The organism is Pseudomonas sp. B21-010 (assembly GCF_024749325.1).
GTDB classification, from domain to species: Bacteria; Pseudomonadota; Gammaproteobacteria; order Pseudomonadales; family Pseudomonadaceae; genus Aquipseudomonas; species Aquipseudomonas kilonensis.
The window spans coordinates 2,427,958-2,451,416 of the sequence record NZ_CP087198.1; the positions used below are offsets into that span (position 1 = coordinate 2,427,958).

23 protein-coding genes and 2 riboswitches are annotated in these 23,459 nt (G+C 63.3%); of the genes, 18 read left to right on the forward strand and 5 right to left on the reverse strand.

The genetic code is table 11. The features are described from left to right. Positions 1-60 precede the first annotated feature (60 nt). Positions 61-2,352, forward strand: coding sequence for a fatty acid cis/trans isomerase (locus LOY50_RS10830; RefSeq protein WP_258690822.1), 2,292 nt, complete (start codon positions 61-63; stop codon positions 2,350-2,352). Between the two features lie 115 nt (positions 2,353-2,467). Then, positions 2,468-3,052 carry a Fe-S biogenesis protein NfuA gene (gene nfuA / locus LOY50_RS10835; protein ID WP_003182850.1) on the forward strand — a complete coding sequence of 195 codons (585 nt, stop codon included), beginning with the start codon at positions 2,468-2,470 and terminating at the stop codon, positions 3,050-3,052. A gap of 356 nt (positions 3,053-3,408) precedes the next feature. Here nfuA and cobM read toward each other — a convergent pair whose 3' ends face one another. The 4 genes from cobM to LOY50_RS10855 all read right to left on the reverse strand — a co-directional run bounded on the left by cobM (position 3,409) and on the right by LOY50_RS10855 (position 5,529). Further along, positions 3,409-4,155, reverse strand: coding sequence for a precorrin-4 C(11)-methyltransferase (gene cobM / locus LOY50_RS10840; RefSeq protein WP_024616630.1), 747 nt, complete (start codon positions 4,153-4,155; stop codon positions 3,409-3,411). A gap of 77 nt (positions 4,156-4,232) precedes the next feature. Further along, positions 4,233-4,637 carry a cobalamin biosynthesis protein gene (locus LOY50_RS10845; RefSeq protein WP_258690823.1) on the reverse strand — a complete coding sequence of 135 codons (405 nt, stop codon included), beginning with the start codon at positions 4,635-4,637 and terminating at the stop codon, positions 4,233-4,235. Further along, the gene (locus LOY50_RS10850; protein ID WP_024616632.1) at positions 4,634-5,329 is read right to left on the reverse strand and encodes a CbtA family protein; all 696 of its coding nucleotides are present in this window, start codon (positions 5,327-5,329) and stop codon (positions 4,634-4,636) included. The genes LOY50_RS10845 and LOY50_RS10850 overlap by 4 nt, the downstream gene beginning before the upstream one ends. Positions 5,330-5,340: 11 nt before the next feature. Further along, positions 5,341-5,529 carry a CbtB-domain containing protein gene (locus LOY50_RS10855; protein WP_014338677.1) on the reverse strand — a complete coding sequence of 63 codons (189 nt, stop codon included), beginning with the start codon at positions 5,527-5,529 and terminating at the stop codon, positions 5,341-5,343. A gap of 99 nt (positions 5,530-5,628) precedes the next feature. Further along, positions 5,629-5,867: riboswitch (cobalamin riboswitch) on the reverse strand. Positions 5,868-6,072: 205 nt separating this feature from the next. Then, positions 6,073-6,287: riboswitch (cobalamin riboswitch) on the forward strand. 97 nt (positions 6,288-6,384) lie between these two features. Between LOY50_RS10855 and cobW the strand changes: the two genes are divergently transcribed. The 16 genes from cobW (at position 6,385) to LOY50_RS10935 (ending at position 23,055) form a co-directional block, all read left to right on the forward strand. Further along, complete coding sequence (gene cobW / locus LOY50_RS10860) at positions 6,385-7,449, forward strand: cobalamin biosynthesis protein CobW (RefSeq protein ID WP_309475808.1); 1,065 nt, start codon at positions 6,385-6,387, stop codon at positions 7,447-7,449. Positions 7,450-7,452: 3 nt separating this feature from the next. Beyond that, positions 7,453-11,226: a cobaltochelatase subunit CobN gene (gene cobN, locus LOY50_RS10865; RefSeq protein WP_258690825.1), complete on the forward strand. Its 3,774-nt coding sequence runs from the start codon at positions 7,453-7,455 to the stop codon at positions 11,224-11,226. A 203-nt stretch (positions 11,227-11,429) separates the two neighbouring features. Then, positions 11,430-12,428 (forward strand): ATP-binding protein, encoded by a 999-nt coding sequence (locus tag LOY50_RS10870; RefSeq protein WP_258691222.1) that lies wholly within the window; start codon positions 11,430-11,432, stop codon positions 12,426-12,428. 101 nt (positions 12,429-12,529) lie between these two features. Further along, complete coding sequence (locus tag LOY50_RS10875) at positions 12,530-13,087, forward strand: VWA domain-containing protein (RefSeq protein ID WP_258690826.1); 558 nt, start codon at positions 12,530-12,532, stop codon at positions 13,085-13,087. Between the two features lie 201 nt (positions 13,088-13,288). Then, entirely contained in the window at positions 13,289-14,935 is a 1,647-nt protein-coding gene (locus tag LOY50_RS10880; protein WP_258690827.1) for a phospholipase D-like domain-containing protein, read from the forward strand. Between the two features lie 66 nt (positions 14,936-15,001). After that, positions 15,002-15,250, forward strand: a complete 249-nt coding sequence (locus LOY50_RS10885; protein ID WP_024616638.1) for a type II toxin-antitoxin system Phd/YefM family antitoxin — start codon at positions 15,002-15,004, stop codon at positions 15,248-15,250. Then, the gene (locus LOY50_RS10890) at positions 15,240-15,521 is read left to right on the forward strand and encodes a type II toxin-antitoxin system RelE/ParE family toxin (protein ID WP_186650661.1); all 282 of its coding nucleotides are present in this window, start codon (positions 15,240-15,242) and stop codon (positions 15,519-15,521) included. Before LOY50_RS10885 ends, LOY50_RS10890 begins: the two co-directional genes overlap by 11 nt. 114 nt (positions 15,522-15,635) lie before the next feature. Next, a complete protein-coding gene (locus LOY50_RS10895; protein WP_253473429.1) occupies positions 15,636-15,977 on the forward strand; it encodes a hypothetical protein in 342 nt (113 codons plus the stop codon). A gap of 389 nt (positions 15,978-16,366) precedes the next feature. Further along, on the forward strand, positions 16,367-17,215 hold the full coding sequence (locus tag LOY50_RS10900) for a transporter substrate-binding domain-containing protein (RefSeq protein WP_003200222.1): 849 nt from the start codon (positions 16,367-16,369) through the stop codon (positions 17,213-17,215). Positions 17,216-17,269: 54 nt separating this feature from the next. Continuing rightward, the gene (locus tag LOY50_RS10905) at positions 17,270-17,932 is read left to right on the forward strand and encodes an amino acid ABC transporter permease (RefSeq protein ID WP_014338685.1); all 663 of its coding nucleotides are present in this window, start codon (positions 17,270-17,272) and stop codon (positions 17,930-17,932) included. An 8-nt stretch (positions 17,933-17,940) separates the two neighbouring features. Further along, positions 17,941-18,603 (forward strand): amino acid ABC transporter permease, encoded by a 663-nt coding sequence (locus LOY50_RS10910; protein WP_014338686.1) that lies wholly within the window; start codon positions 17,941-17,943, stop codon positions 18,601-18,603. Further along, positions 18,600-19,406, forward strand: a complete 807-nt coding sequence (locus LOY50_RS10915; protein ID WP_253473435.1) for an amino acid ABC transporter ATP-binding protein — start codon at positions 18,600-18,602, stop codon at positions 19,404-19,406. Before LOY50_RS10910 ends, LOY50_RS10915 begins: the two co-directional genes overlap by 4 nt. A 26-nt stretch (positions 19,407-19,432) precedes the next feature. Further along, the gene (locus LOY50_RS10920) at positions 19,433-19,822 is read left to right on the forward strand and encodes a RidA family protein (RefSeq protein WP_013692714.1); all 390 of its coding nucleotides are present in this window, start codon (positions 19,433-19,435) and stop codon (positions 19,820-19,822) included. A gap of 140 nt (positions 19,823-19,962) precedes the next feature. Then, positions 19,963-20,727: an IclR family transcriptional regulator gene (locus LOY50_RS10925; protein ID WP_253473437.1), complete on the forward strand. Its 765-nt coding sequence runs from the start codon at positions 19,963-19,965 to the stop codon at positions 20,725-20,727. Between the two features lie 40 nt (positions 20,728-20,767). Then, the gene (locus tag LOY50_RS10930; RefSeq protein WP_258690828.1) at positions 20,768-21,985 is read left to right on the forward strand and encodes an amino acid deaminase; all 1,218 of its coding nucleotides are present in this window, start codon (positions 20,768-20,770) and stop codon (positions 21,983-21,985) included. Between the two features lie 152 nt (positions 21,986-22,137). Next, positions 22,138-23,055: a sugar kinase gene (locus tag LOY50_RS10935; RefSeq protein WP_258690829.1), complete on the forward strand. Its 918-nt coding sequence runs from the start codon at positions 22,138-22,140 to the stop codon at positions 23,053-23,055. 89 nt (positions 23,056-23,144) lie between these two features. On the opposite strand, the gene LOY50_RS10940 is transcribed toward LOY50_RS10935, so the two are convergent. Next, entirely contained in the window at positions 23,145-23,420 is a 276-nt protein-coding gene (locus LOY50_RS10940) for a peptidylprolyl isomerase (RefSeq protein ID WP_003182808.1), read from the reverse strand. Positions 23,421-23,459: the final 39 nt, after the last annotated feature.

Here is a 23,459-nt window from a genome sequence, read left to right on the forward strand (position 1 = left end):
TGTTTGCAAGGCGATGCTGGCCCGGTAGAATCGCCGGACTATCTCTTAGGGACCCGAGACATGCCGTACCGCGTCTTATTCGGCAGTCTGTTGCTGCTGTTGTGTTTTACCGCAGCCGCCGGGAGTCCCGCTCCCACGATCTCCTACACTCGCGACATCCAGCCGATCTTCACGGAAAAATGCGTGGCCTGTCATGCCTGCTACGACTCCGCCTGCCAGTTGAACCTGGGCAGCGGCGAAGGCGCGGCACGGGGCGCGAGCAAACTGTCGGTGTACGACGGCGAGCGGCGCCAGGCGGCCGATCCGACCCGCTTGTTCTATGACGCCTCCGGCCAGCGCGCCTGGCAGCGCAAGGGCTTTTATTCAGTGCTCGACGCCCAAGGCAGCCAGGCTGCCCTGATGGCGCGCATGCTGGAGTTGGGCCACCGCACACCGTTGCAGCCCAACGCCAAGCTGCCGGAAGAGATCGTGCTGGGCCTCAATCGTGAAAACAGCTGCGCGATGCCGGATCAATTCAACGAATACGCAGGCGCCCATCCCAAGGAGGGCATGCCCCTGGCCGTCACCGGCCTGACCGATCAGCAATACCAGACCCTGCAACGCTGGCTGGCCGCAGGCGCCCCTATCGATCAGCAGGCCCTGGCACCGAGTGCCGCCGAAGCCTTGCAGGTGGTGCAATGGGAAAACCTGCTCAATGCCCCTGGCGCCCGGGAAAGCCTGGTGGGCCGCTGGTTGTTCGAGCATTGGTTCCTGGCGCACATCTATTTCAAGGACGGCGAGCCGGGGCATTTCTTCCAGTGGGTCCGTTCGCGCACGCCCAGCGGCCAGCCGATCGACCTGATCAATACCCGCCGTCCGAATGATGACCCCGGCACCCGCGTCTATTACCGGCTCTGGCCGGTGCAAGGGGTGATCGTGCACAAGACTCACATCACCTACGGCTTGAGCGCGGCGAAGATGGGGCGCATCAAGAGCCTGTTCTACAGCGGCAAATGGCAGGTTTCCGCGTTGCCGGGCTACGGTCCGGAGCGCCGGGCCAACCCGTTTTCCACCTTTGAAGCGATCCCGGCCCAGGCTCGCTACCAGTTCATGCTCGATAACGCCGAGTATTTCGTGCGCACCTTCATTCGCGGGCCGGTGTGCCGGGGCCAGATTGCCACGGACGTGATCCGCGACAATTTCTGGGCGCTGTTCCAGGCCCCCGAACATGACCTGTACATCACAGACCCGAACTACCGCGGCCAGGCCACGCCGCTGCTCGCGATGCCGGGGCAGAACGACGATGTGGGCAGCGTCGTCAGCCTGTGGCTCGACTACCGGGACAAGCGCAACGAGTACGAAGCCTTGCGCCGCGACGTCTATGCCGATGCGCCGGCGCCGAGTTGGTCGACGCTGTGGGCCGGGAATGACAATGCGTTGCTGAGCATTTTCCGGCACTTCGACAGTGCCTCGGTCAACAAGGGCCTGATCGGTGAAGTGCCGCAGACGATGTGGCTGTTCGACTTCCCGTTGCTGGAGCGCACCTATTACCAATTGGCGGTGAACTTCGATGTATTCGGCAACGTGTCCCACCAGGCCCAGACCCGGCTGTATTTCGACCTGATCCGCAACGGTGCGGAGCAGAACTTCCTGCGCCTGATGCCGGCCGACTCCCGGGAAGGCTACCTTGACGACTGGTACCAGGCCGGCGGCAAATTCAAGATGTGGCTCGATTACGAGGCTATCGACGATGACAAGCCGACCGCCCTCAAGCTTGACGAACGCGACCCCAAGGGCGATTTCACCCAGCAACTGCTGGCCCGGTACGGCGAGCTGAATGCCCGCCCCGATCCGATCAATCGCTGCGACGGGGCCTATTGCTCGCGCCCGAACATCGACCCGGCGCTGCAAAACGCCGAACAGGCCCTCAGTCGGCTGGTGTCGCGCCCGGCGGCGGGGCTCAAGGTGATCGACCAACTGCCGGAAGCGACCCTGCTGCGCGTCGAAACCGCCAGTGGTCAGCGTGAGGTCTACAGCCTGCTGCGCAACCGAGCCCACAGCAACGTGGCGTTCCTGCTGGGCGAGGAGGCACGCTACCAGCCGGGGCTGGACACACTGACGGTCTACCCGGGCGTGCTCAGCAGCTATCCGAACTTCATGTTCAACATTCCGGCCGGGCAAGTGCCGGCGTTCGTCGAAGCCATGCAAGGCGCCCAGGATGGGCCGGCGTTCGAGCGAATTGTCGAGCGCTGGGGCATTCGTCGCAGTCACCCGCAGTTCTGGTACTACTTCCATGACCTGAGCCAGTACATCCAGGAGACGGAGCCCGTGGAAAGCGGTGTGTTGGACATGAATCGCTACCAGAACCTCTGATCGACAGCTCCGGCGGCAAACTCCGTGCCGCCGGGCGCTTTCCTGACAAAAATACTGGGACTTTGTCCGGCGCGATGATTGGCGTAAACTGCTGGCAAGCCTGCGAGGAGTTTCCATGACCGCCATTACCATTACCGATGCCGCCCACGATTACCTGGCCGACCTGCTGTCCAAGCAGAATACGCCTGGTATCGGGATCCGCATCTTCATCACCCAGCCCGGCACCCAGTACGCCGAGACGTGCATTGCCTACTGCAAGCCGGGGGAAGAAAAACCCGAAGACACCGCGCTGGGGCTCAAGAGCTTCACCGCGTACATCGACTCGTTCAGCGAAGCCTTCCTGGACGATGCGGTGGTCGACTACGCCACCGACCGCATGGGCGGCCAACTGACCATCAAGGCGCCAAACGCCAAGGTGCCGATGGTCAATGCCGACAGCCCGGTCAACGAGCGCATCAATTACTACCTGCAAACCGAAATCAACCCGGGGCTGGCCAGCCACGGCGGCCAGGTTTCGCTGATCGACGTGGTGGAAGACGGCATCGCCGTGCTCCAGTTCGGCGGCGGCTGCCAGGGCTGCGGCCAGGCTGACGTCACCTTGAAGGAAGGCATCGAGCGCACCTTGCTCGAGCGCATTCCGGAGCTCAAGGGCGTACGCGACGTGACCGACCACACGCAGAAAGAAAACGCCTACTACTGATAGGCGTGCGCTGCGAGCAAAAACTGTGGCGAGGGAGCTTGCTCCCGCTCGATTGCGAAGCAATCGCCAGGTAATCGATGCATTTCTCGTGATGGTGCATGGGTTGCCTGGGGACCGCTTCGCGGTCCAGCGGGAGCAAGCTCCCTCGCCACAAAAGCTTCAGCGATCAGCTCGTAATCTTTGGTAGCCCGCCGCCCCCTGTGGGAGCGAGCTTGCTCGCGAAGGTGTCGGCACATCCAGCATCATCGTCAGCTGACCCAGCGCTATCGCGAGCAGGCTCACTCCCACATTTGATCTGCGGTGACCGTCACTTTTCCTATCGCTCCCACAGGGGGCAGGCTGGCTCTTGCTGAGCCTCAGGGCCGGTAGAGATGCGCATGCCCGGCGCGGTACAGCGAAGATTCGCTGAACACATCGTTGCCCAGCACATGTCCCACCAGAATCAGCGCCGTGCGGCGAAAGCCCTTGGCGTGCACCTTTGCCGCGATATCGTCCAGCGTCCCCATCACCCAATCCTGATCCGGCCACGTCGCCCGGTGGATCACGGCAATCGGGCAATCGGCGCCATAGTGGGGCCGCAGTTCGTCGACGATTTTTTCCAGATGATTGACCCCCAGGTGAATCGCCATGGTCGCCCCGTGCTGCGCCAGGCTGCCCAGTTCTTCCCCGGCAGGCATTGGGCTTTTGTCGGCGTAGCGGGTGAGGATCAGGCTTTGGGAAATGTCCGGCAAGGTCAGTTCGGCGCCCAGCAGGGCGGCGCAGGCTGAGGTCGCGGTCACCCCCGGGATGATTTCGAAAGGGATGCCCAGTTCCCGCAGGCAACGAATCTGCTCGCCAATGGCACCGTACAGGCTCGGGTCGCCGGAATGCACCCGGGCCACGTCCTGGCCCTTGAGATGGGCACTCTTGATCAATTCGATGATCTGTTCCAGATGCAGCTCGGCGCTGTTAATCACCTGTTCGGCACAGTGGCCTTCCAGGACGGCGGTCGGCACCAGCGAGCCGGCGTAGATGATCACCGCGCAGTGGCGGATCAGTCGCTGGCCTTTGACGGTAATGAGATCCGGGTCGCCGGGGCCGGCGCCGATGAAGTAAACGGTCATGACCGGCTCCTGTGAAAGGTGGGTGAGCGTCGCCCAGATGAAGATCGCTCATGATCCTGGGCGCCGATTATCGGGATTTACGCCACGACCGCCAATGCCAACGTGCTCTTGGGGCCTTTTTGGCGAGTAATCAGCAGCGTCGCGGGCGGTGTGCCCAACTGTTCGGCCAAGGCCAGGGCGGCGCTTTCGGCGATGCCGTAGCAACCGGTTCGCTCGAAGGCGATCTCGGAGCGGTGACTGAGCCGCTGCTCGTAGCTGGCCAACTGTTCGACACTGAAACAGGTCAGCGGCAGGGCCAGTTGCCCGGCCAGCTCCAGCAGCCCGGGCTCGTCACGCTTGAGGTCGATACTGGCCAGGGCCCGTACCCGATGAAGTTCGATGCCGTGGGCCAGCAGCGTCTCGTCGAGCAAGGCCCGCAGCGTGCTGGCCGGGCAACCACGCTGGCAGCCCAGGCCGATCACCAGGATCGGCTCGGCGCTCATGCGTCGTGGTGGGCTTGGCCGTCACGGCGAAACAGCCAGGCGCTGATCAGGCCCAGGGCCAGCCAGAACGCGACGTTGGTCAGCTGCGAGGCGATCTTGAACTGGCTCTCAAGCGCTTCGGGCGCCAGCATCGAGTGGACTTCGGGCTGCGGTGCGCCGATGACGTGGGGCACCAGCAACGTCGCTACGCCCAGTACCTTGAGCAGCCAATGCCGGCCGAAGGCGATCAAGGCAATGCCCACCGCTGTGGACGCCGCGGTGCCGATCCACCACATCTGCCGTTGGGCCAGGTCGGCCGCTGCGGTGCCAGGCAGCTCCGGCGGCAGGCCAAGTGTCGGCGCCAGGACGAAAGTGGCATAGCCGGCCAGGCCCCAGAGCAGGCCTTGGGATGTGCGAGTCGGTGCGCGCAAGGTGTACAGGCCCGCCAGCATCAGGGCAAAACCCACGGCGACTACCAGGTTGCCGCCTGTGGTGGACAGCACGCGCTGCCAACCGTCTTCCGGCTCCCAGGCCTCGGCATCATGGGTATGAGCCGCCCCGTCGGCGTGTTCATGGACCTCGGTCGCCGGGGCCTTCTCGAAGGTTTCCGCCTGGAGAATCAGCGGCGATACCCAGAAACTTTGCAGCAGGGTCAGCAGCAGGGCGGCCAGCAAGCCGCTGAAACCAGCGGTCTGCGCGATACGCTTGATCATGTCGTCAGTTCTCAGTGGCACGGGAAAGCGGCGCTGTGACGGGTATCGTGAGCGGCGTTGTGCACCGCTTCGATGTGGGAGAAACCGGCGAAATAGACCAGCCCTGCGCCCAGGATCGAAGCAAGGATCGCGGCGCTCAGGCGTTGGCTCAGGGTGGTGGTGCTGCTGGCGGTGCGGGCGGTGCTGCTGATGGTCGACATGGCGCTTCCCTCTGTTCTTGTTCAGTGGGCATTCGAGCGCGATGAGACCCCGGGCGAAAGCCCACCAAGGTTCGAACAGCGCCCGCCCACCGCGGGTTTGTTGATGCATGAGTCATGGGCCGGTCTCCGGGCTCGCGAGGGGCAGGGCTTGCGCCTGGCCTGCAAGCGTCACCTTCCCATGCGCCCTTTTTGTAGCAGGGCCTGCACAGTGGTTCAGACGCTTCGCTCGCTTACCGTTGCGGGGGCAGCACCGGACTGACGTGGCCTTGAAGTAAAGCACACGATTCACCGGTTTCCCGTTTCACCCTGTGAAGGGCACCCGTAACTAGGCGCACAGGAGAGCATGGGCGGGGGGCGGGCGTCAATGCGAAGGGAGGGCGGCTGCGCTGCCCAATCGCGAGCAAGCTCGCTCCCACACAGGATCTGCGCCGGGCCCAAAATTCAAGGCCAATGGAGACCCACTGTGGGAGCGAGCTTGCTCGCGATGAGGCCCGTCCATACACCACAGAGCACTCTGGCGATTGACCCGCCCCCACACCCTGCGTAGCCTTGCGCCTTCGAGGTTCTTCGGCGTGCGCCGAAGCTAAGAAGGGAACGCGGTCCAAGCCGCGGCTGCCCCCGCAACTGTGAACGGTGAGGTTTCTGCAAGGCCACTGTGCATGCCTTTTTACAAAGGTGCACGGGAAGGCGCAGCAATTGCCAGTCAAAAGACTGGCCCGCCGTCAGCCAGGAGACCTGCCTCGAGACAGATTCTCACTACAACCGGGCGGGGTGATCCGGTGGCGAAATCTTCCGTGCACCTCTGTGTCTGCGGTTGTCGTCCCGTTTGCCCGCCACCTTGCCAAAGGGCATCCGATGAAAACACTGGCCAAACTCCCCGTCACCATCGTCACCGGTTTCCTCGGCTCGGGTAAAACCACCTTGCTGCGGCACATGCTCGACAACGCCCAGGGCCGCCGTATCGCCGTGATCGTCAACGAATTCGGCGAGCTGGGCATCGACGGCGAGATCCTCAAGCAGTGTTCCATCGGCTGCACCGAAGAAGAAGCCAACGGCCGCGTCTATGAACTGGCCAACGGCTGCCTGTGCTGCACGGTGCAGGAAGAGTTCTTCCCGGTGATGCGCGAACTGGTGGCCCGGCGTGGCGACCTCGACCACATCCTCATCGAAACCTCCGGCCTGGCCTTGCCCAAGCCGCTGGTCCAGGCTTTCCAATGGCCGGAAATCCGCAGCGCCTGCACCGTCGATGCGGTGATCACCGTGGTCGACAGCCCGGCCGTGGCCGCCGGTACCTTTGCCGCGTTTCCCGACCAGGTCGATGCCCAGCGCAAACTTGACCCGAACCTGGACCACGAATCGCCGCTGCACGAACTGTTCGCCGACCAACTGGCGAGCGCCGACCTGGTGATCCTCAACAAGGCTGACCTGATCAGCCCTGAAGACCTGGCCAAGGTTCGCCTGGAAGTCGCCGAAGAGCTGCCACCGGCGGTCAAGGTCATCGAAGCCAGCAGCGGTCGCCTGCCGCTGGACGTATTGATCGGCCTGGGCGCCGGTTCCGAAGAACACATCGACGGCCGCCACAGCCATCACGATCATCACCACGATGGCGACGATGATGACCACGATCATGACGCCTTCGATTCCATTTCCATCGAACTGCCCCAGGCTGACGAAAGCCTGCTGCTCGTCGCGCTGACGCAACTGGTGGTCCAGCACGGCGTACTGCGAGTCAAGGGTTTTGCGGCGATCCCGAACAAGCCGATGCGCCTGTTGATCCAGGGCGTCGGCACGCGTTTCGACAAGCATTTCGACCGCCAGTGGGGCGCGGAGGAAGCGCGGGTCACCCGTCTGGTGCTGATCGGTCAGGCGCTTGATGCCGCGCTGCTCGAAGCGCAATTGCGCGCCGCCCTCGGCGCCTAAGCCATGCACCTGCTCAGGACCCAGCCCGGCGGTTTCGTGTCGGATGACAACATCGCCGACCTGGGGCAAACCCCCGCCGAACTGGTGATCCTGTGCAGCGGCGACTCCAGCCTGGCGCTGTTGGCCGAAGCGGCGAAGCAGTTGCCGGGCGATTATCCGCAGTTTCGCCTCGCCAACCCGATGCAGGTGCAGAACCACGCCTCGGTGGATCTGTATGTCGAAGACGTGCTGCAACACGCCAAGGTCATCCTGTTGTCGCTGCACGGCGGCATCGGCTATTGGCGCTACGGCATCGAGCGCCTGATGGAACTGGCCGGGCGCGGGGTGAAGCTGATCCTGGTGCCAGGGGATGATCGTCCGGACCCGGAACTCAGTGACCTGAGCAACGTGCCCTGCGAAGACCGCGACCGGCTCTGGCAGTTCTTGCGCCAGGGCGGGCTGGGCAATGCCCTGGACCTGTTTTACAACCTCGGCAGCCAATGGTTCGGCCGCGATTATCCGTGGGCCGAGCCGCAGGCCTTGCCACGCACGGCCATCTATCATCCGGCGAAAGCCAGCGCCAACCTCGACGATTGGCAAGCCGACTGGAGCGCCGGGCAACCGGTGGCGGCGGTGCTGTTTTATCGCTCCCACCTGCAAGCGGCGAACACCGCGTTCATCGACGTGTTCTGCCAGCGCCTGCAAGCGGCGGGGCTCAATCCGCTGCCGATTGCCGTGGCAAGTCTCAAGGAGCCTGGTTGTCTCGCACTCGTAGAGGACTGGCTGGACGAGGTGCAGGCGGGTGTGATCCTCAACACCACCGGCTTCGCTCAATCCAGCCCCGAAGCTCCGCATCTGCGACCGTTTCGCCGCAACATCCCGGTGATCCAGGCGATCTGCGCCCAGGACAACGAACCCGGCTGGCGTGCCAGTGAGCAGGGCCTGGGACCGCGGGACCTGGCGATGCACATTGCCTTGCCGGAACTGGACGGACGGATCATCAGCCGCCCGATCAGTTTCAAGGACCTGGCCTGGCGCAGCGAGCGCAGCCAGAGCGACGTGGTCTGCTACCGGGCCGCGCCCGAGCGCATGGATTTTGTCGCCGAGCTGGCCCGACGCTGGACCACCCTGGCGCGTTTACCCAATGCCCAGAAGCGTGTGGCGCTGATCCTCGCCAACTACCCGACCCGCGACGGTCGCATCGGCAATGGCGTCGGCCTGGACACCCCAGCAGCGGCGCTGAATATCTTGCGGGCCCTGCAGGTCGAAGGTTATCCATTGCCGGCTGAACTGCCGGCGAGCGGCACTGCATTGATCCAGCAATTGCTCGGCGGGGTCAGTAACGACCTGGACAGCCTCGACTTGCGTCCCTGCCACCAGAGCCTGGCCCTTGCCGAGTACCAGGCCTTGTTCGACGCGCTGCCCGAGGCCAATCGCCAAGCGGTGCTGGCGCGCTGGGGCTCGCCCGAGCAGGACCCGATGTGCCGCGAGGGACGCTTGATGGTCGCCGGCCTGCGCCTGGGCCTGACGTTCGTGGGCATCCAGCCGGCGCGGGGTTATCAGGTCGATCCGAGCGCGGTGTACCACGACCCGGACCTGGTGCCGCCCCACGGTTACCTGGCGTTTTATTTCTGGTTGCGCCACACCTACGGCGTCCATGGGGTGATCCACGTCGGCAAGCACGGCAACCTCGAATGGCTGCCGGGCAAGGGCGTCGGGCTGTCGGAAAACTGCTGGCCGGACGTGCTGTTGGGGCCGCTGCCGAATATCTATCCGTTCATCGTCAACGACCCGGGTGAGGGCGCCCAGGCCAAGCGTCGCACCCAGGCGGTGATCATCGACCACTTGATGCCACCGCTGACCCGGGCCGAAACCTATGGGCCGCTGCGTAACCTCGAGCTGCTGGCGGACGAGTACTACGAGGCGCAATTGCTCGATCCGCGCCGTGCCCGGGAGCTGCAACGGGACATCCTCAACCTGGTGCGCGAGACGCACATCGACCGTGAGCTGCAACTCGATACCGGTCTGGACAGCGACGCCGACGCGGCGATCTGGTTGCCACGCCTGGACACTTACCTGTGTGACTTGAAGGAGTCGCAGATCCGCGACGGCCTGCATATTTTTGGCGAGTCGCCCAGCGGACGGCTGCGCATCGACACCTTGCTGGCGTTGCTGCGCATTCCCCGGGGCGACGGCAAGGGCGCGCAGTCGAGTCTGTTGCGGGCGCTGGCCAAGGCGTTCGGGCTGGGTTTCGACCCGCTGGATTGTGCCTTGGCCGAGCCCTGGACTGGTGAGTGTCCCGAGGCGTTGCGACGGGTCAGCACCGAGCCTTGGCGCACCGCCGGCGATACCCGCGAGCGCCTGGAGCTGTTCGCTGTGCAGTTGATCGAGCAGGCGCTGGACGGTGCGGTGGAGCAGCTCGACGCGCCAGGCTGGGAGCTGGTGGGCAGCATCATTGAAAACCTGCGATCCGTCGTGGCCCCGCGCCTGGACGCTTGCGGCCCGGCGGAAATGCGCGGCCTGCTCGATGCCTTGAGCGGGCGCTTCGTGCCGGCCGGCCCCAGCGGCGCACCGAGCCGCGGGCGCCTTGATGTGTTGCCCACCGGGCGCAACTTCTTCTCGGTGGACGTGCGCAACCTGCCCACCACCACGGCGTGGCGCATCGGTTTCCAATCGGCGAACCTGATCCTTGAGCGGCATTTGCAGGACCACGGTGACCACCTGCGTCAGCTCGGCCTGTCGGTGTGGGGCACCGCGACCATGCGCACCGGCGGTGACGACATCGCCCAGGCCATGGCGTTGATGGGCGTACGTCCGGTGTGGGCCACCGGCAGCCAACGGGTCGATGACTTCGAGATCCTGCCGTTGAGCCTGCTGGACCGGCCTCGGGTCGATGTCACACTGCGCGTGTCCGGCTTCTTCCGTGACGCCTTTGCCAACCTGATCCGCTTGTTCGATGCTGCCGTGCAGGCCGTCGCCGCCCTCGATGAGCCGGACGACCTGAATCCCTTGGCGGCCAAGGTGCGCAGTGAGCGCGAAGCCTTGCTGGCATCGGGTCTTGAGCCGGACGCCGCGGCGCGCCAGGCCGGCTGGCGGATCTTCGGCGCCAAGCCCGGTGCCTATGGCGCGGGCGTGCAGGGCGCGATTGACGGGCGCTTGTGGCAGAGCCGCGAGGATCTGGCCGAGGTGTACCTGAACTGGGGCGGTTACGCCTACGGCGCCAGCGATGAAGGCACGGCCGCCCGGGAGTCGTTCTCCCGGCGCTTGAGCCAGGTTCAGGCGGTGTTGCAGAACCAGGACAACCGCGAGCACGACCTGCTCGATTCCAACGATTACTACCAGTTCCAGGGCGGCATGCTGGCGGCGGTCGAGACCCTCAGTGGTGATGCGGCGGCCAGTTACCATGGCGATCACAGCCAGCCAGACTTGCCCAGGATCCGCACCCTGAAAGAAGAGCTCAACCGCGTCATCCGTTCTCGCGCAGCGAATCCGAAGTGGATCGACGGCGTGAAGCGTCACGGCTATAAAGGCGCGTTCGAACTGGCGGCGACGGTGGACAACCTGTTTGCCTTCGACGCCACCACCCGGTTGATCGACGATCACCAGTACGCCTTGCTGGCCGATGCCTACCTGCTCGACCCGGATACCCGGGATTTCGTCCGCCAGCACAACCCCGACGCCCTGCGGGACATGACCGAGCGCATGCTCGAAGCGCAGCAGCGGGGGATGTGGCAGGATCCAGGCGAGTATCGCGAGGCGTTGGAAAATTTGTTGTTGGACATCGAAGAAGATGGCTGACATGCCTTTGTGGCGAGGGAGCTTGCTCCCGCTCGGCTGCGCTGTAGGAGCTGCCGAAGGCTGCGATCTTTTGATCTTTCGCTTGAGACTCAAGTGTCTGGGGAAAGATCGCAGCCTCGTTGCACTCGACAGCTCCTACACAGCCCAGCGGGAGCAAGCTCCCTCGCCACATGGGACTATCGAACATGCATGAGACATTCAACATGACCGAAACCCCGCATTTCCCGCTCTGCGCCGTGGTCGGTGCCGATGCTCTGAAACTGGCCCTGTGCCTGGCCGCGATCGATCCGAAAATCGGCGGTGTGCTGATCGAAGGGCCGCGGGGCATGGCCAAGTCCACGTTGGCCCGGGGGTTGGCGGACCTGCTGGCCAGCGGTCAGTTCGTCACCTTGCCCCTCGGTGCTACCGAAGAGCGGCTGGTGGGCACCCTGGACCTGGACGCAGCGCTGGGGGAAGGGCGCGCGCAGTTTTCTCCCGGCGTGTTGGCCAAGGCTGACGGTGGCGTGCTGTACGTCGACGAAGTGAACCTGCTGCCCGATCACCTGGTGGACTTGCTGCTCGATGTGGCCGCCAGCGGCACTAACCTCATCGAGCGCGACGGCATTTCCCATCGGCATCCGGCGCGCTTTGTGCTGATCGGCACCATGAACCCGGAGGAGGGGGAGCTGCGCCCGCAGTTGCTCGACCGGTTTGGCTTGAACGTCGCCCTCGACGGTCACACTGCACCGACTGAACGCGGCCAGATCATCCGGCGGCGGCTGGATTTCGACAGCGATCCGCTGGCGTTCTGCGTGGCGTGGGAGACGGCCCAGCAGCAGTTGCGTGACCGTTGCCAACAGGCGCGCGACCGCTTGGCCGGGATCGCCCTGGATGACGCGGCGCTGGCGCAGATCACCGAGCGCTGTTTTGCCGCCGGGGTCGATGGCTTGCGCGCCGACCTGGTCTGGCTGCGGGCGGCCCGGGCCCATGCCGCCTGGCGCGGGGCTGCTGCAATTGCCGATGAAGACATCGATGCGGTCGCCGAGTTTGCCTTGCGGCACCGGCGGCGTGGGCATTCGGCACCGGCACCGTCCCAGGCGCCGACCGGCGCGGAAAAAACCACTGAACCCAACGAAGGCCAGGGCCAGTGGGGCGATCTGCCGGCCCGGGCATTGCCGACCGGTGCCCGGCGTGACGTGCCGAGCTGGCCAAAAAAGCCCTAGGCATTCGCCCTCGTTCGCCAGCGGGGGCGAATGCCAGACCCCGTGCAGGACGACTCGACCAGGGCCGCCAGGGCCGCAGCAAAGCGGCGGCCTGCGGTGCGGTGAACTGGCCGGGGACCTTGCTCAATGGCCGGCCACGTCTGTACGAAGACCTGCGCTTTCACAGTCGCCAGCGTTCGTCCCATGAGTTGTGGCTGGTCATCGTCGATGCGTCAGCCTCGACCCGTCGTCATCGCGCCTTGAGTGACGGCAAGGGCCTGCTGGCGCAACTGTTCGACGACGCCTACCGACAACGCGCCCGCCTGGCGCTGTTGACGGCCAGCGGCACGCTTCCCCATTGGCAGGTGCAAGGTCTCAAGGCCTCGGCCGGCCTGCGCGACTGGCTCGATGGGCTGGGTGCCGGTGGCGGAACGCCGTTGCTGGCGGCGCTGAACGAGGCCGGGCGCTGGCTGGTGGCGCGACGCAAGCGCTACCCGGCGGAGCAGCAACGGGTGTTGGTGATGACCGACGGACGAGTCAAAGAGGGGGTTTCATCGCCGCCTCTCGATTGCCCGTGCCTGTTGATCGACATCGAGAGAGGCCCGATCCGCCTGGGCCGGGCCCGGCAGTTGGCGGAACAGTTGCAGGCGGAATATCGGCATATCGATGAAACCACTTGAAATGCTCTTTGGCTGTGAAGGCCTCATCGCGAGCAAGCTCGCTCCCACATTTGCTTTCGTTGTGCACACATAACTGATGAACACCACGGCCCCCCTGTGGGAGCGAGCTTGCTCGCGATCAGCATCACCTCGGTCCCGGATCTGCCCACCTGACCCGCATCACTGCACTATGCTCAGGCAGCCCCCTCACAGGAGTGAACCATGCGCGTACTCGTCACCAACGCCCAGGACGATTTTCGGGTCAAGGCCTATGCCGGCACCAACGGCGTGCTGCTCGCCATGGACCTGGCGGAATCCCGGCGCAAAGGGCTGCTGGGCTTTGCCATCGAGAAGCAGCAGGGTGAGAAGCCCTGGCTGTTCCTGTTCAACAGCCTGACCTTCCCCGACAAGGCCCACACCTTTCCCCAGTTCCACGCCACCCCCAGCGACAAGGCACCCTTGCAGAAATTTCGCTGGGCCGACTACGCGGTCAACCCTGGCGTGACGATCCACTACCGCGTGCACCTGGCCTACGGCAGCCCCGATGCACCGCAGTTGGGCGAATCCCTGGCCGTCACCGTCACCAGCGACGACGGGCAGCCGGCCAACCAGCGGGTGATTTTCAACCGTGCCGTGGCCGCCAGCCAGGCGTTCCAGCGCAAGTTTCCTGAAGTGGACGCGCTGATCGGCGCCAACAAGCACCTGTCCATCGATGACTGGCCCGACGCCCCGCGTCGCTGGCTGGAGAATGGCCTGCTGGGACGCCTGACCGGTTTTATCGATCGGGCGCTGGATGCCAACTGGGCGCTGGATGTCGCCATCTATGAATACGAACTGCCGGTGATCGTCGACGCGGTGACCGCCGCTCATGCTCGCGGCGCCCAGGTGCGCGTGCTGTATCACGCCGAGCCAGGCGACGACACCACGGCGCGCAACGAAGCCAGCCTGGAGAAAATGCCAGCAGCCAACAAGCGCGGACGAGTCACCCATAACATTTTCCACGACAAGTTCATTGTGCTGAGCAAGGTGGACGGCAACGGTTCCTTGCAACCGGAGGCGGTGCTGTGTGGCAGCACCAACTTCACCGCCAACGGTGTCTACCGCCAGGCCAACGTCGTTCATGTACTGGACGACCCTCGGGTGAGCGGCAGCTACTTCCAGGTGTTCGAGCAAATCTGGGCCGAGCCCCAGGACGTCGATGCCACTCGCCAGTGGCTGACCGACAACAATGCCATGGCTCCACAAGAAGCGTTGTTCGCCGGGTTCTCGCCGCGCACCGGGGAGGGCGATCTGGATCGCTTCGTCGACATCATCAAGGGCGCGCGAAAGGACCTGTTGTTCGTCACCGCATTCGTCTTGCCCGAGCGCATTCTCGACGCCGTGCTCGGCCAGCCCAATGACGACGTGTTGCGCTACGGCCTGCAAAACACCAAGAGCCGCATCACCGGCTTCCACGCCGACCGCACCGCCGAATTCGCCGCCACCGCGCTGCTCAACACTGGCCTGGAAGGTTGGCTCAAGGAAAACATGAAAGGCCAGAAGGGCAATCTGCTGGTGCACACCAAAGCCATCGTCACCGACTTCACCAGCGATACGCCGACCATCATCAGCGGCAGCCACAACCTGAGCGCCGCGGCCAGCAGCGGCAACGACGAGAATTACCTGATCATCCAGGGCAACACCGACCTGGCCGACCGCTACGGGCTGGAGTTGCTGCGTTTCTATGAACATTACCGCTTTCGCTACTTCGCAAAAAAACTCGCCCTCAAACAGGTCAAGCCACTGGCGGTGGATGACAGCTGGAGCGATGACTATTACCGCGAGGGGGATTTGCGGATGTTATCCAGGGTGAGGTTTTGCGGGCGCTGAGCAGTGGTAAGAGATGTTTTAGAGTGCTACTTTTAGCGCCATTAAGAGTGCTTAAGGACTCATCTCATGACACATATCGTGCTTTCTCAGGTTGTAGCCAGCATTTCCGAGCTTAAGAAAAATCCGATGGGCACTGTCGCTGCCGGGGGAGGATTATCGGTAGCGATCCTCAACCGCAACGAGCCGGCTTTTTATTGCGTCCCCGCTCGGGAATATGAAGCCATGATGGATCGGCTTGAGGACATGGAGTTGGTCGCTCTCTGCCGCGAGCGTGAAAATGATCCAACGATCAAGGTTTCTCTTGATGACCTATGAGTTGGAGTTTTCCGATAAAGCATGGAAGGAATGGCAAAAGCTGGGAGCAACACTCAAGGAGCAATTCAAGAAAAAGCTTGAGGAGCGACTGGTAAATCCGCATGTCCAGGCAGACCGACTGCACGGGTTGGGCAATGCCTATAAAATCAAGTTGCGTAACGCCGGCTATCGATTGGTTTATCGGGTAGTAGATGACTTGCTGGTTGTTACGGTGATCGCAGTAGGTAAACGCGAGCGCGGCCAAGTGTATGACGAGGCTGCCAAGCGGTAAAATAGCCATGTTTCCCCGTCAGCGGGATGTTATCCAGGGTGAGGTTTTGCGGGCGTTAGGTGCCGTAGATTATCCGGTGCTAGCATAGGGCCATCTATCAGCCTGGAAGCTGTCATGAATCTCTGTCACGGAACGTCTGCTTTACTTCGCATCTGCGTCGCGACCCTGTTGTTGGCGCTGTGTACTTCAGCCCTCGCCGCCAACCAACCGTGTTCCGGGCGCAAGGGCGGGATTGCCGGGTGTGACGGCGATACCTTCTTGTGCAACGACGGCTCCATCAGTGCTTCGAAGCGGTCCTGTTCCGCTGTGTTGGGCCTCCGGAACGAGGCCCGGCCGCAGTCGTTGCTCAAGTCCGCTGACGGTTGCCAGTGCGGCAGTGGCAATTACTGCGTCGGGCCTCGGGGTGGGGTCTATTGCCTCACACCTGGCGGCAGCAAGAGCTACAAGCGCAAATAGCCCAGGGACGCCGCCGAACCCTTGTGGGAGCGAGCTTGCTCGCGATAGCGTCAGGTCAGTCGCCATCGATATTGACTGATGTACCGCCATCGCGAGCAAGCTCGCTCCCACAGGGTATCCATTTACACATTCCACAGTGGCTCCGTTTCGGTGCGCCGAGTACCCGGCTTGGGGCCTTGTTACCCGTGCGTCGTGGCCAACGGTAGCAATAGTGTTCGCACGCAGATGCCACTGTCCTGGCGTCTGTTTTTCCCATATCCCTGATTTCCTTAACTTTCCATTTTCCTCACCTACGAGCTGCAAGCCTGTGGCACACTTTCTGCTGTCTATTCCGTTGTTACATACCGTGTTCCGGTATAGCGGAATAAACTCACTCTGGAGTGCTTGCCATGCAACGCCGACCTTCCTTGTTCAAAGCGTGTGTTTTTCTCTTCGCGGCCACGACGGCTGCCATGGGGGTCGCTCAGGCGGCCGACAGCAAGCTCGACAGCGTGCTGCAGCGGGGGAAATTGATCGTGGGCACGGGCAGTACCAATGCCCCGTGGCACTTCCAGGGAGCGGATGGCAAGTTGCAGGGCTTTGATATCGATATTGCGCGGATGGTCGCCAAGGGCCTGTTCAACGACCCGGAGAAAGTCGAGTTCGTGGTGCAGTCTTCCGATGCGCGCATTCCCAACCTGTTGACCGACAAGGTCGACATGAGCTGCCAGTTCATCACCGTCACCGCCAGCCGCGCCCAGCAAGTGGCGTTCACCCTGCCGTACTACCGCGAAGGCGTGGGCCTGCTGCTGCCGGCCAACAGCAAGTACAAGGAAATCGAAGACCTCAAGGCCGCCGGCGACGGCGTCACCGTGGCGGTGCTGCAGAATGTCTACGCCGAGGAGCTGGTGCACCAGGCGCTGCCCAAGGCCAAGGTCGACCAGTACGACAGCGTCGACCTGATGTACCAGGCGGTGAACTCCGGCCGCGCCGATGCCGCCGCCACCGACCAGTCCTCGGTCAAATACCTGATGGTGCAGAACCCTGGCCGCTACCGCAGCCCGGCCTATGCCTGGAGCCCGCAAACCTACGCCTGTGCGGTCAAGCGCGGCGACCAGGACTGGCTGAACTTCGTCAACACCACCTTGCATGAAGCCATGACCGGCGTGGAATTCCCCACCTATGCGGCGTCCTTCAAGCAGTGGTTCGGTGTCGAGCTGCCGTCGCCGGCGATCGGTTTCCCCGTTGAATTCAAATGACCCTGTGAGCCCGGGGCGTCACTTGCGGGCGCTCCGTCGAAGGTACTGCCGACCATGAATTATCAGTTGAACTTTGCCGCCGTCTGGCGCGATTTCGACACCCTGCTGGCGGGGCTGGGCCTGGGGCTTTCCCTGGCGCTGGTGTCGATCGCCATCGGTTGCGTGATCGGCCTGGCGATGGCGTTCGCGTTGCTGAGCAAACATCGGGTCTTGCGGGTGCTGGCGTCGGTGTATGTCACGGTGATCCGCAATACGCCGATCCTGGTGTTGATCCTGCTGATCTACTTCGCCTTGCCGAGCCTGGGCATCCGCCTGGACAAGCTGCCCTCGTTCGTCATCACCCTCTCGCTGTACGCCGGGGCCTACCTGACCGAAGTGTTTCGCGGCGGGTTGTTGAGCATTCACAAGGGACAGCGTGAAGCCGGGCTGGCCATCGGCCTGGGCGAGTGGCAGGTGAAGGCCTACGTCACCGTGCCGGTGATGCTGCGCAACGTGTTGCCGGCCTTGTCGAACAACTTCATTTCGCTGTTCAAGGACACCTCCCTGGCGGCGGCGATTGCCGTGCCGGAGCTGACCTATTACGCCCGCAAGATCAACGTGGAGAGCTACCGGGTGATCGAGACCTGGCTGGTGACCACGGCCCTGTATGTCGCGGCCTGTTACCTCATTGCCATGCTGCTGCGGTATTTCGAGCAGCGCCTGGCGATCCGCCGTTAGGAGTTCCCATGTACGAATCACCCAGTTGGTTGCATGAGTTATGGGTTGCCCGGGACACCCTGTGGGCCGGCTTCCTGACAAGTGTGCAGTGTTCGCTGCTGGCGATTGTGTTGGGCACGTTGATCGGCCTGGTCGCCGGGCTGGTGCTGACCTATGGCCGGACCTGGATGCGCGCGCCGTTTCGCTTCTATGTCGACCTGATTCGCGGCACGCCGGTGTTCGTGCTGGTGCTGGCCTGCTTCTACATGGCTCCGGCCCTGGGCTGGCAAATCGGCGCGTTCCAGGCCGGGGTCCTGGGGCTGACGCTGTTTTGTGGCTCCCACGTCGCCGAGATCGTGCGCGGGGCCTTGCAGGCATTGCCCCGCGGGCAGATGGAAGCGAGCCAGGCCATCGGCCTGACCTTTTTCCAAGCGCTGGGTTATGTGCTGTTGCCCCAGGCCTTGCGGCAGATCTTGCCGACCTGGGTCAATTCCTCCACCGAGATCGTCAAGGCCTCGACCCTGCTGTCGGTGATCGGCGTCGCCGAACTGCTACTCAGCACCCAGCAGATCATCGCCCGGACCTTCATGACCCTGGAGTTTTATCTGTTCGCCGGGTTTCTCTTTTTCATCATCAATTACGCCATTGAATTGCTCGGGCGGCACATTGAAAAGCGGGTGGCCTTGCCATGACTGACGTTTCGAATCTCTCCAATACGGAGCTCTCCAACACCCAGCCGCTGCTGGACATTCGCGGCCTGCGCAAACAATACGGCCCGTTGGAAGTGCTCAAGGGCGTGGACCTGAGTATGCAGCGCGGCAACGTGGTCACGTTGATCGGCTCCAGCGGTTCGGGCAAGACCACGCTGCTGCGCTGCGTCAACATGCTGGAAGAATTCCAGGGCGGGCAGATCATGCTTGACGGCGAGTCCATCGGTTACGACGACATCGACGGCAAGCGTGTGCGCCACGCCGAGAAAGTCATCGCCCGGCACCGGGCCATGACCGGCATGGCCTTCCAGCAATTCAACCTGTTCCCGCATTTGACCGCGTTGCAGAACGTCACCCTGGGCCTGCTCAAAGTGAAAAAACTGCCCAAGGACGAGGCGGTGGCCCTGGCCGAGAAATGGCTGGAGCGGGTGGGCTTGTTGGAGCGGCGCGATCACTTTCCTGGCCAATTGTCCGGCGGCCAACAGCAGCGCGTGGCGATTGCCCGGGCGATTGCCATGAACCCCAGCCTGATGCTGTTCGACGAAGTGACCTCGGCCCTGGACCCGGAACTGGTCGGCGAAGTGCTGAACGTGATCAAGGGCCTGGCCGAAGACGGCATGACCATGCTGCTGGTGACCCACGAAATGCGCTTTGCCTTCGAGGTCTCCGACAAAATCGTGTTCATGAACCAGGGCCGCATCGAAGAACAGGGGCCGCCGAAGGAATTGTTCGAACGGCCACAGTCGCCACGCCTGGCGGAATTTCTCAAGAACACGCGTTTTTAATTTTCCATTCAATAAGGAGATAACCCATGAGCATTACGCGCTACGGCACCGGCAGCACCGCAGGTGGCGGTCAGCCTCGGCCATTCGCCCGCGCCGTGGAGGCCGATGGCTGGCTGCACGTGTCCGGCCAGGTGCCGGCGGTGAACGGCGAGATCATTGTCGGCGGGATCGTCGAGCAGACCCACCAGACCATGAAGAACCTGGTCGCCATTCTCGAAGAGGCCGGATATGGCCTGGAAGATGTGGTGCGCTGCGGCGTGTGGCTGGAAGACCCGCGGGATTTCTGGAGTTTCAACAAGGTCTTCGGCGAGTACTTCAGCCCGGAACACGCCCCGGCCAGGGCCTGCGTGCAGGCGAGCATGATGGTCGATTGCAAGGTCGAGATCGACTGCGTCGCCTACAAGAAAAAGGCCTGAACCGTTGTAGGAGCTGCCGAAGGCTGCGATCTTTTGATCCTGATCTTTCGGGCTTTCGCTCATGACTCAATTGGCTGGGGAAAGATCGCAGCCTCGTTACACTCGACAGCTCCTACGACCAATGAACGGGAATGCAATAAATGACCGAAGACACCATCAAACGCCGGGCCCGGGGATTGGATCGGGCGTTCGATATCCTCGACTTCCTCAAGGAAATCGGCCAGCCGCTGCGCCCGAACGATATTGCCAGCGGCATCGGCAGCCCCAAGTCCACGGTCTATGAACTGGTGGCGTCGCTGCTGGAGCGGCGCATCCTCGAGCCGGTGGGCAAGGACGGCCATGTCTACCTGGGCCGCCAGTTGTACTTTCTCGGGCAGGCGCACCTGCGGCATTTCGACCTGAGCCGCGAGGCTGACCATGCCTTGCAGGAGATCGTGCGCCAGACCCGGGAAACGGCGCAGATGTGCCTGCTCAACGGGCGCAAATACACCGTCGCGCTGATGAAGGAAGGCGAGCGGCATTTTCGCATTTCCTCGGACATCGGGGAAAACGCGCCGATCCCGTGGACGGCGTCCGGGCGCCTGCTGCTGGCGCATCTGAGTGACCAGCAGATCGTCGACCTGATCGACCCTGACGACTTCATTTTGCCGGACGGCGAGCGCCTGCCCCTGGAGCAATTCCTCAAGGAAATCCGCCAGGCCGGCCTCGATGGTTTTTTCTCCTTCGACAGTGTCGCCGACACCTTCACCCACTGCTTCGCCGCACCGGTCAAAGACCCGAATGGCGTGGCCATCGCCACCCTGTGCATCGTCGCCCCACGGGCCGACGCGAAGAACAATTACGCCGACTACCGCCGGGTGCTGATCGAAAGCGCCAACCACCTGGCCCGTCGTATCAATGAATAGACAGCAACGGCACTAGCGGCCGTGTGCGAGGAGTTCGAACATGCCTTCCGCCATCCTTAATGCCGGCGTCGAAAAGGGCGCCGCCACCGTCGGCGCCCACCTGCTACGGGACGTCAGCCTGCCGGTGCTGGTACTGCATCGCGCGGCGCTGGAGCACAACATCCGCTGGATGCAAGATTTCGTCACCCGCAGCGGTGCCGAGCTGGCGCCCCACGGCAAGACCAGCATGACTCCCGCGCTGTTTCGCCGGCAACTGGAGGCCGGCGCCTGGGGCCTGACCCTCGCCAGCGCCGTGCAGACCCGTGCCGCTTACGCCCATGGCGTGCGCCGGGTGTTGATGGCCAACCAATTGGTGGGCACGCCGAACATGGCGCTGATTGCCGATTTGCTCGTCGACCCGGCGTTCGAATTCCACTGCCTGGTCGATCATCCGGACAACGTCGCTGACCTGGGCGCTTACTTCGCCTCTCGCGGCGTACGGCTCAATGTGATGATCGAGTACGGCGTGGTCGGCGGGCGTTGTGGCTGCCGGACCGAAGCCGAGGTGTTGGCCCTGGCCGAGGCGATCCAGGCGCAACCGGCGTTGGCGTTGACCGGCATCGAAGGCTACGAAGGGGTGATCCACGGTGACCACGCCATCAGTGGCATTCGTGCGTTCGCGGCGTCCCTGGTGCGGTTGGCGGTGCAGTTGCAGGACAACGGCGCGTTTGCCATCGACAAACCGATCATCACCGCCTCGGGGTCGGCCTGGTACGACCTGATCGCCGAATCCTTCGAAGCCCAGAATGCCCACGGACGGTTCCTCAGCGTGCTGCGCCCTGGCAGCTACGTGGCCCATGACCATGGCATCTACAAAGAGGCGCAGTGCTGCGTGCTGGAGCGCCGCAGCGACCTGCACGAAGGCCTGCGCCCGGCGCTGGAAGTCTGGGCCCACGTGCAATCGCTGCCGGAGCCGGGCTTCGCGGTGATCGCCCTGGGCAAGCGCGACGTGGCCTACGACGCTGGCTTGCCGGTGCCGCTCAAGCGCTACCAGCCCGGATCGGACACGCTGGTGGGTGATGATGTGAGTGGCTGCAAGGTGACGGCGGTGATGGACCAGCATGCGTTCATGACGGTAGCGGTGGGGGTTGAGTTGCGGGTCGGGGACATCATCTCGTTCGGTACTTCACATCCGTGCCTGACGTTCGACAAGTGGCGGGTGGGGTGCCTGGTGGATGAGCAGTTGCGGGTGGTGGAGAGCATGGAGACTTGTTTCTAGCCTTTGAACCGAGTTGCGGCTATCGCGGGCAAGCCTTGCTCCCACATTGATCGACTGTGAACACAAAATGGGTGTTTACCCAAGATCCCCTGTGGGAGCAAGGCTTGCTCGCGATAGCAGCCTGCCAGACACCACCAAATCCAGGATCATCCATGAGCAACCCCAAACCCCGCATCGCCCTGATCGGCGAATGCATGATCGAACTGCAACAACGCGCCGACGGCAGCCTGCTGCAAAGCTTCGGTGGCGACACCCTGAACACGGCGGTGTACCTGTCCCGCGCCTTGGGCGACAGGGGCGCGGTGGATTATGTCACCGCCTTGGGCGACGACAGTTTCAGCGATGCCATGTGTGAAAACTGGGCCGCCGAGAACATCGGGCTGCAACGGGTCCAGCGCTTGCCTGGACGCCTGCCGGGTTTGTATTGCATCCAGACTGACGCGGCGGGGGAGCGGCGATTCCTGTATTGGCGCAACGAGGCGGCGGTGCGCGATTGTTTTACCACCCCGGCCGCCGGGCCGATCCTGGCCGCGTTGCTGGATTACGATGTGCTGTATTTCAGCGGCGTCACCCTGGCGGTGCTCGGCGAGCAGGGGCGTGGCAAACTCATCGAAACCCTGGTCGAAGCGCGTCGGCGCGGGGCGCTGGTGGTGTTCGACAATAACTTCCGGCCCCGGCTCTGGGCGTCGATCGAAGCGGCGTGGGTGGCGTATCGCAGCGTCTTGTCCTATGTGGAGTTGGCGCTGCTGACCGTAGAGGATGAACAGGCATTGTTCGGTCATGCCGACAGCGAGGCGGTGTTCGCCGCCTATGCGCAGCTCGGCACGCCCGAGGTGGTGCTCAAGCGCGGTGCCGAGGCCTGCCTGATTCGTTGCGACGGCCAGTCTTATGAAGTCCCTGCCCTGCGGGTCGAGCACGTTGTGGACACCACGGCGGCGGGGGATTCCTTCAGCGCCGCGTACCTGGCGAGTCGTTTGCTGGGCGGTAGCCCGGCGGAGGCGGCCGAGGCAGGGCACCTGTTGGCGAGCCGGGTGATCCAGGTGCCGGGGGCGTTGATGCCCAAGGACTGACTGGGGGCTCGATGTGCCTGTGGGAGCAAAGTTTGCTCCCACAGGCAAGCTTTGTTTCCACAGACAGGCTTCGCTGACAAAGTGACCGATCAATCCCGGTAGAACACCTGCACCAGGTGATACCCGAACTTGCTCTTGATCGGCCCATGCACCACCCGCAGCGGTTTCTTGAAAATCACCGCATCGATCACGCCGACCATCTGCCCCGGCCTGACTTCACCCAAATCGCCGCCGCGTTTGCCCGAAGGGCAGGTGGAGTATTTCTTGGCCAGCACGTCGAAAGCTTCGCCCTTGGCGATGCGTTGCTTGAGCTGTTCGGCTTCTTCGGCGGTTTTCACCAGGATATGGCGGGCTTGGGCTTTCATTGCTGCGGTGACCTGAACGGTGCGACGGGGTGGCGATTA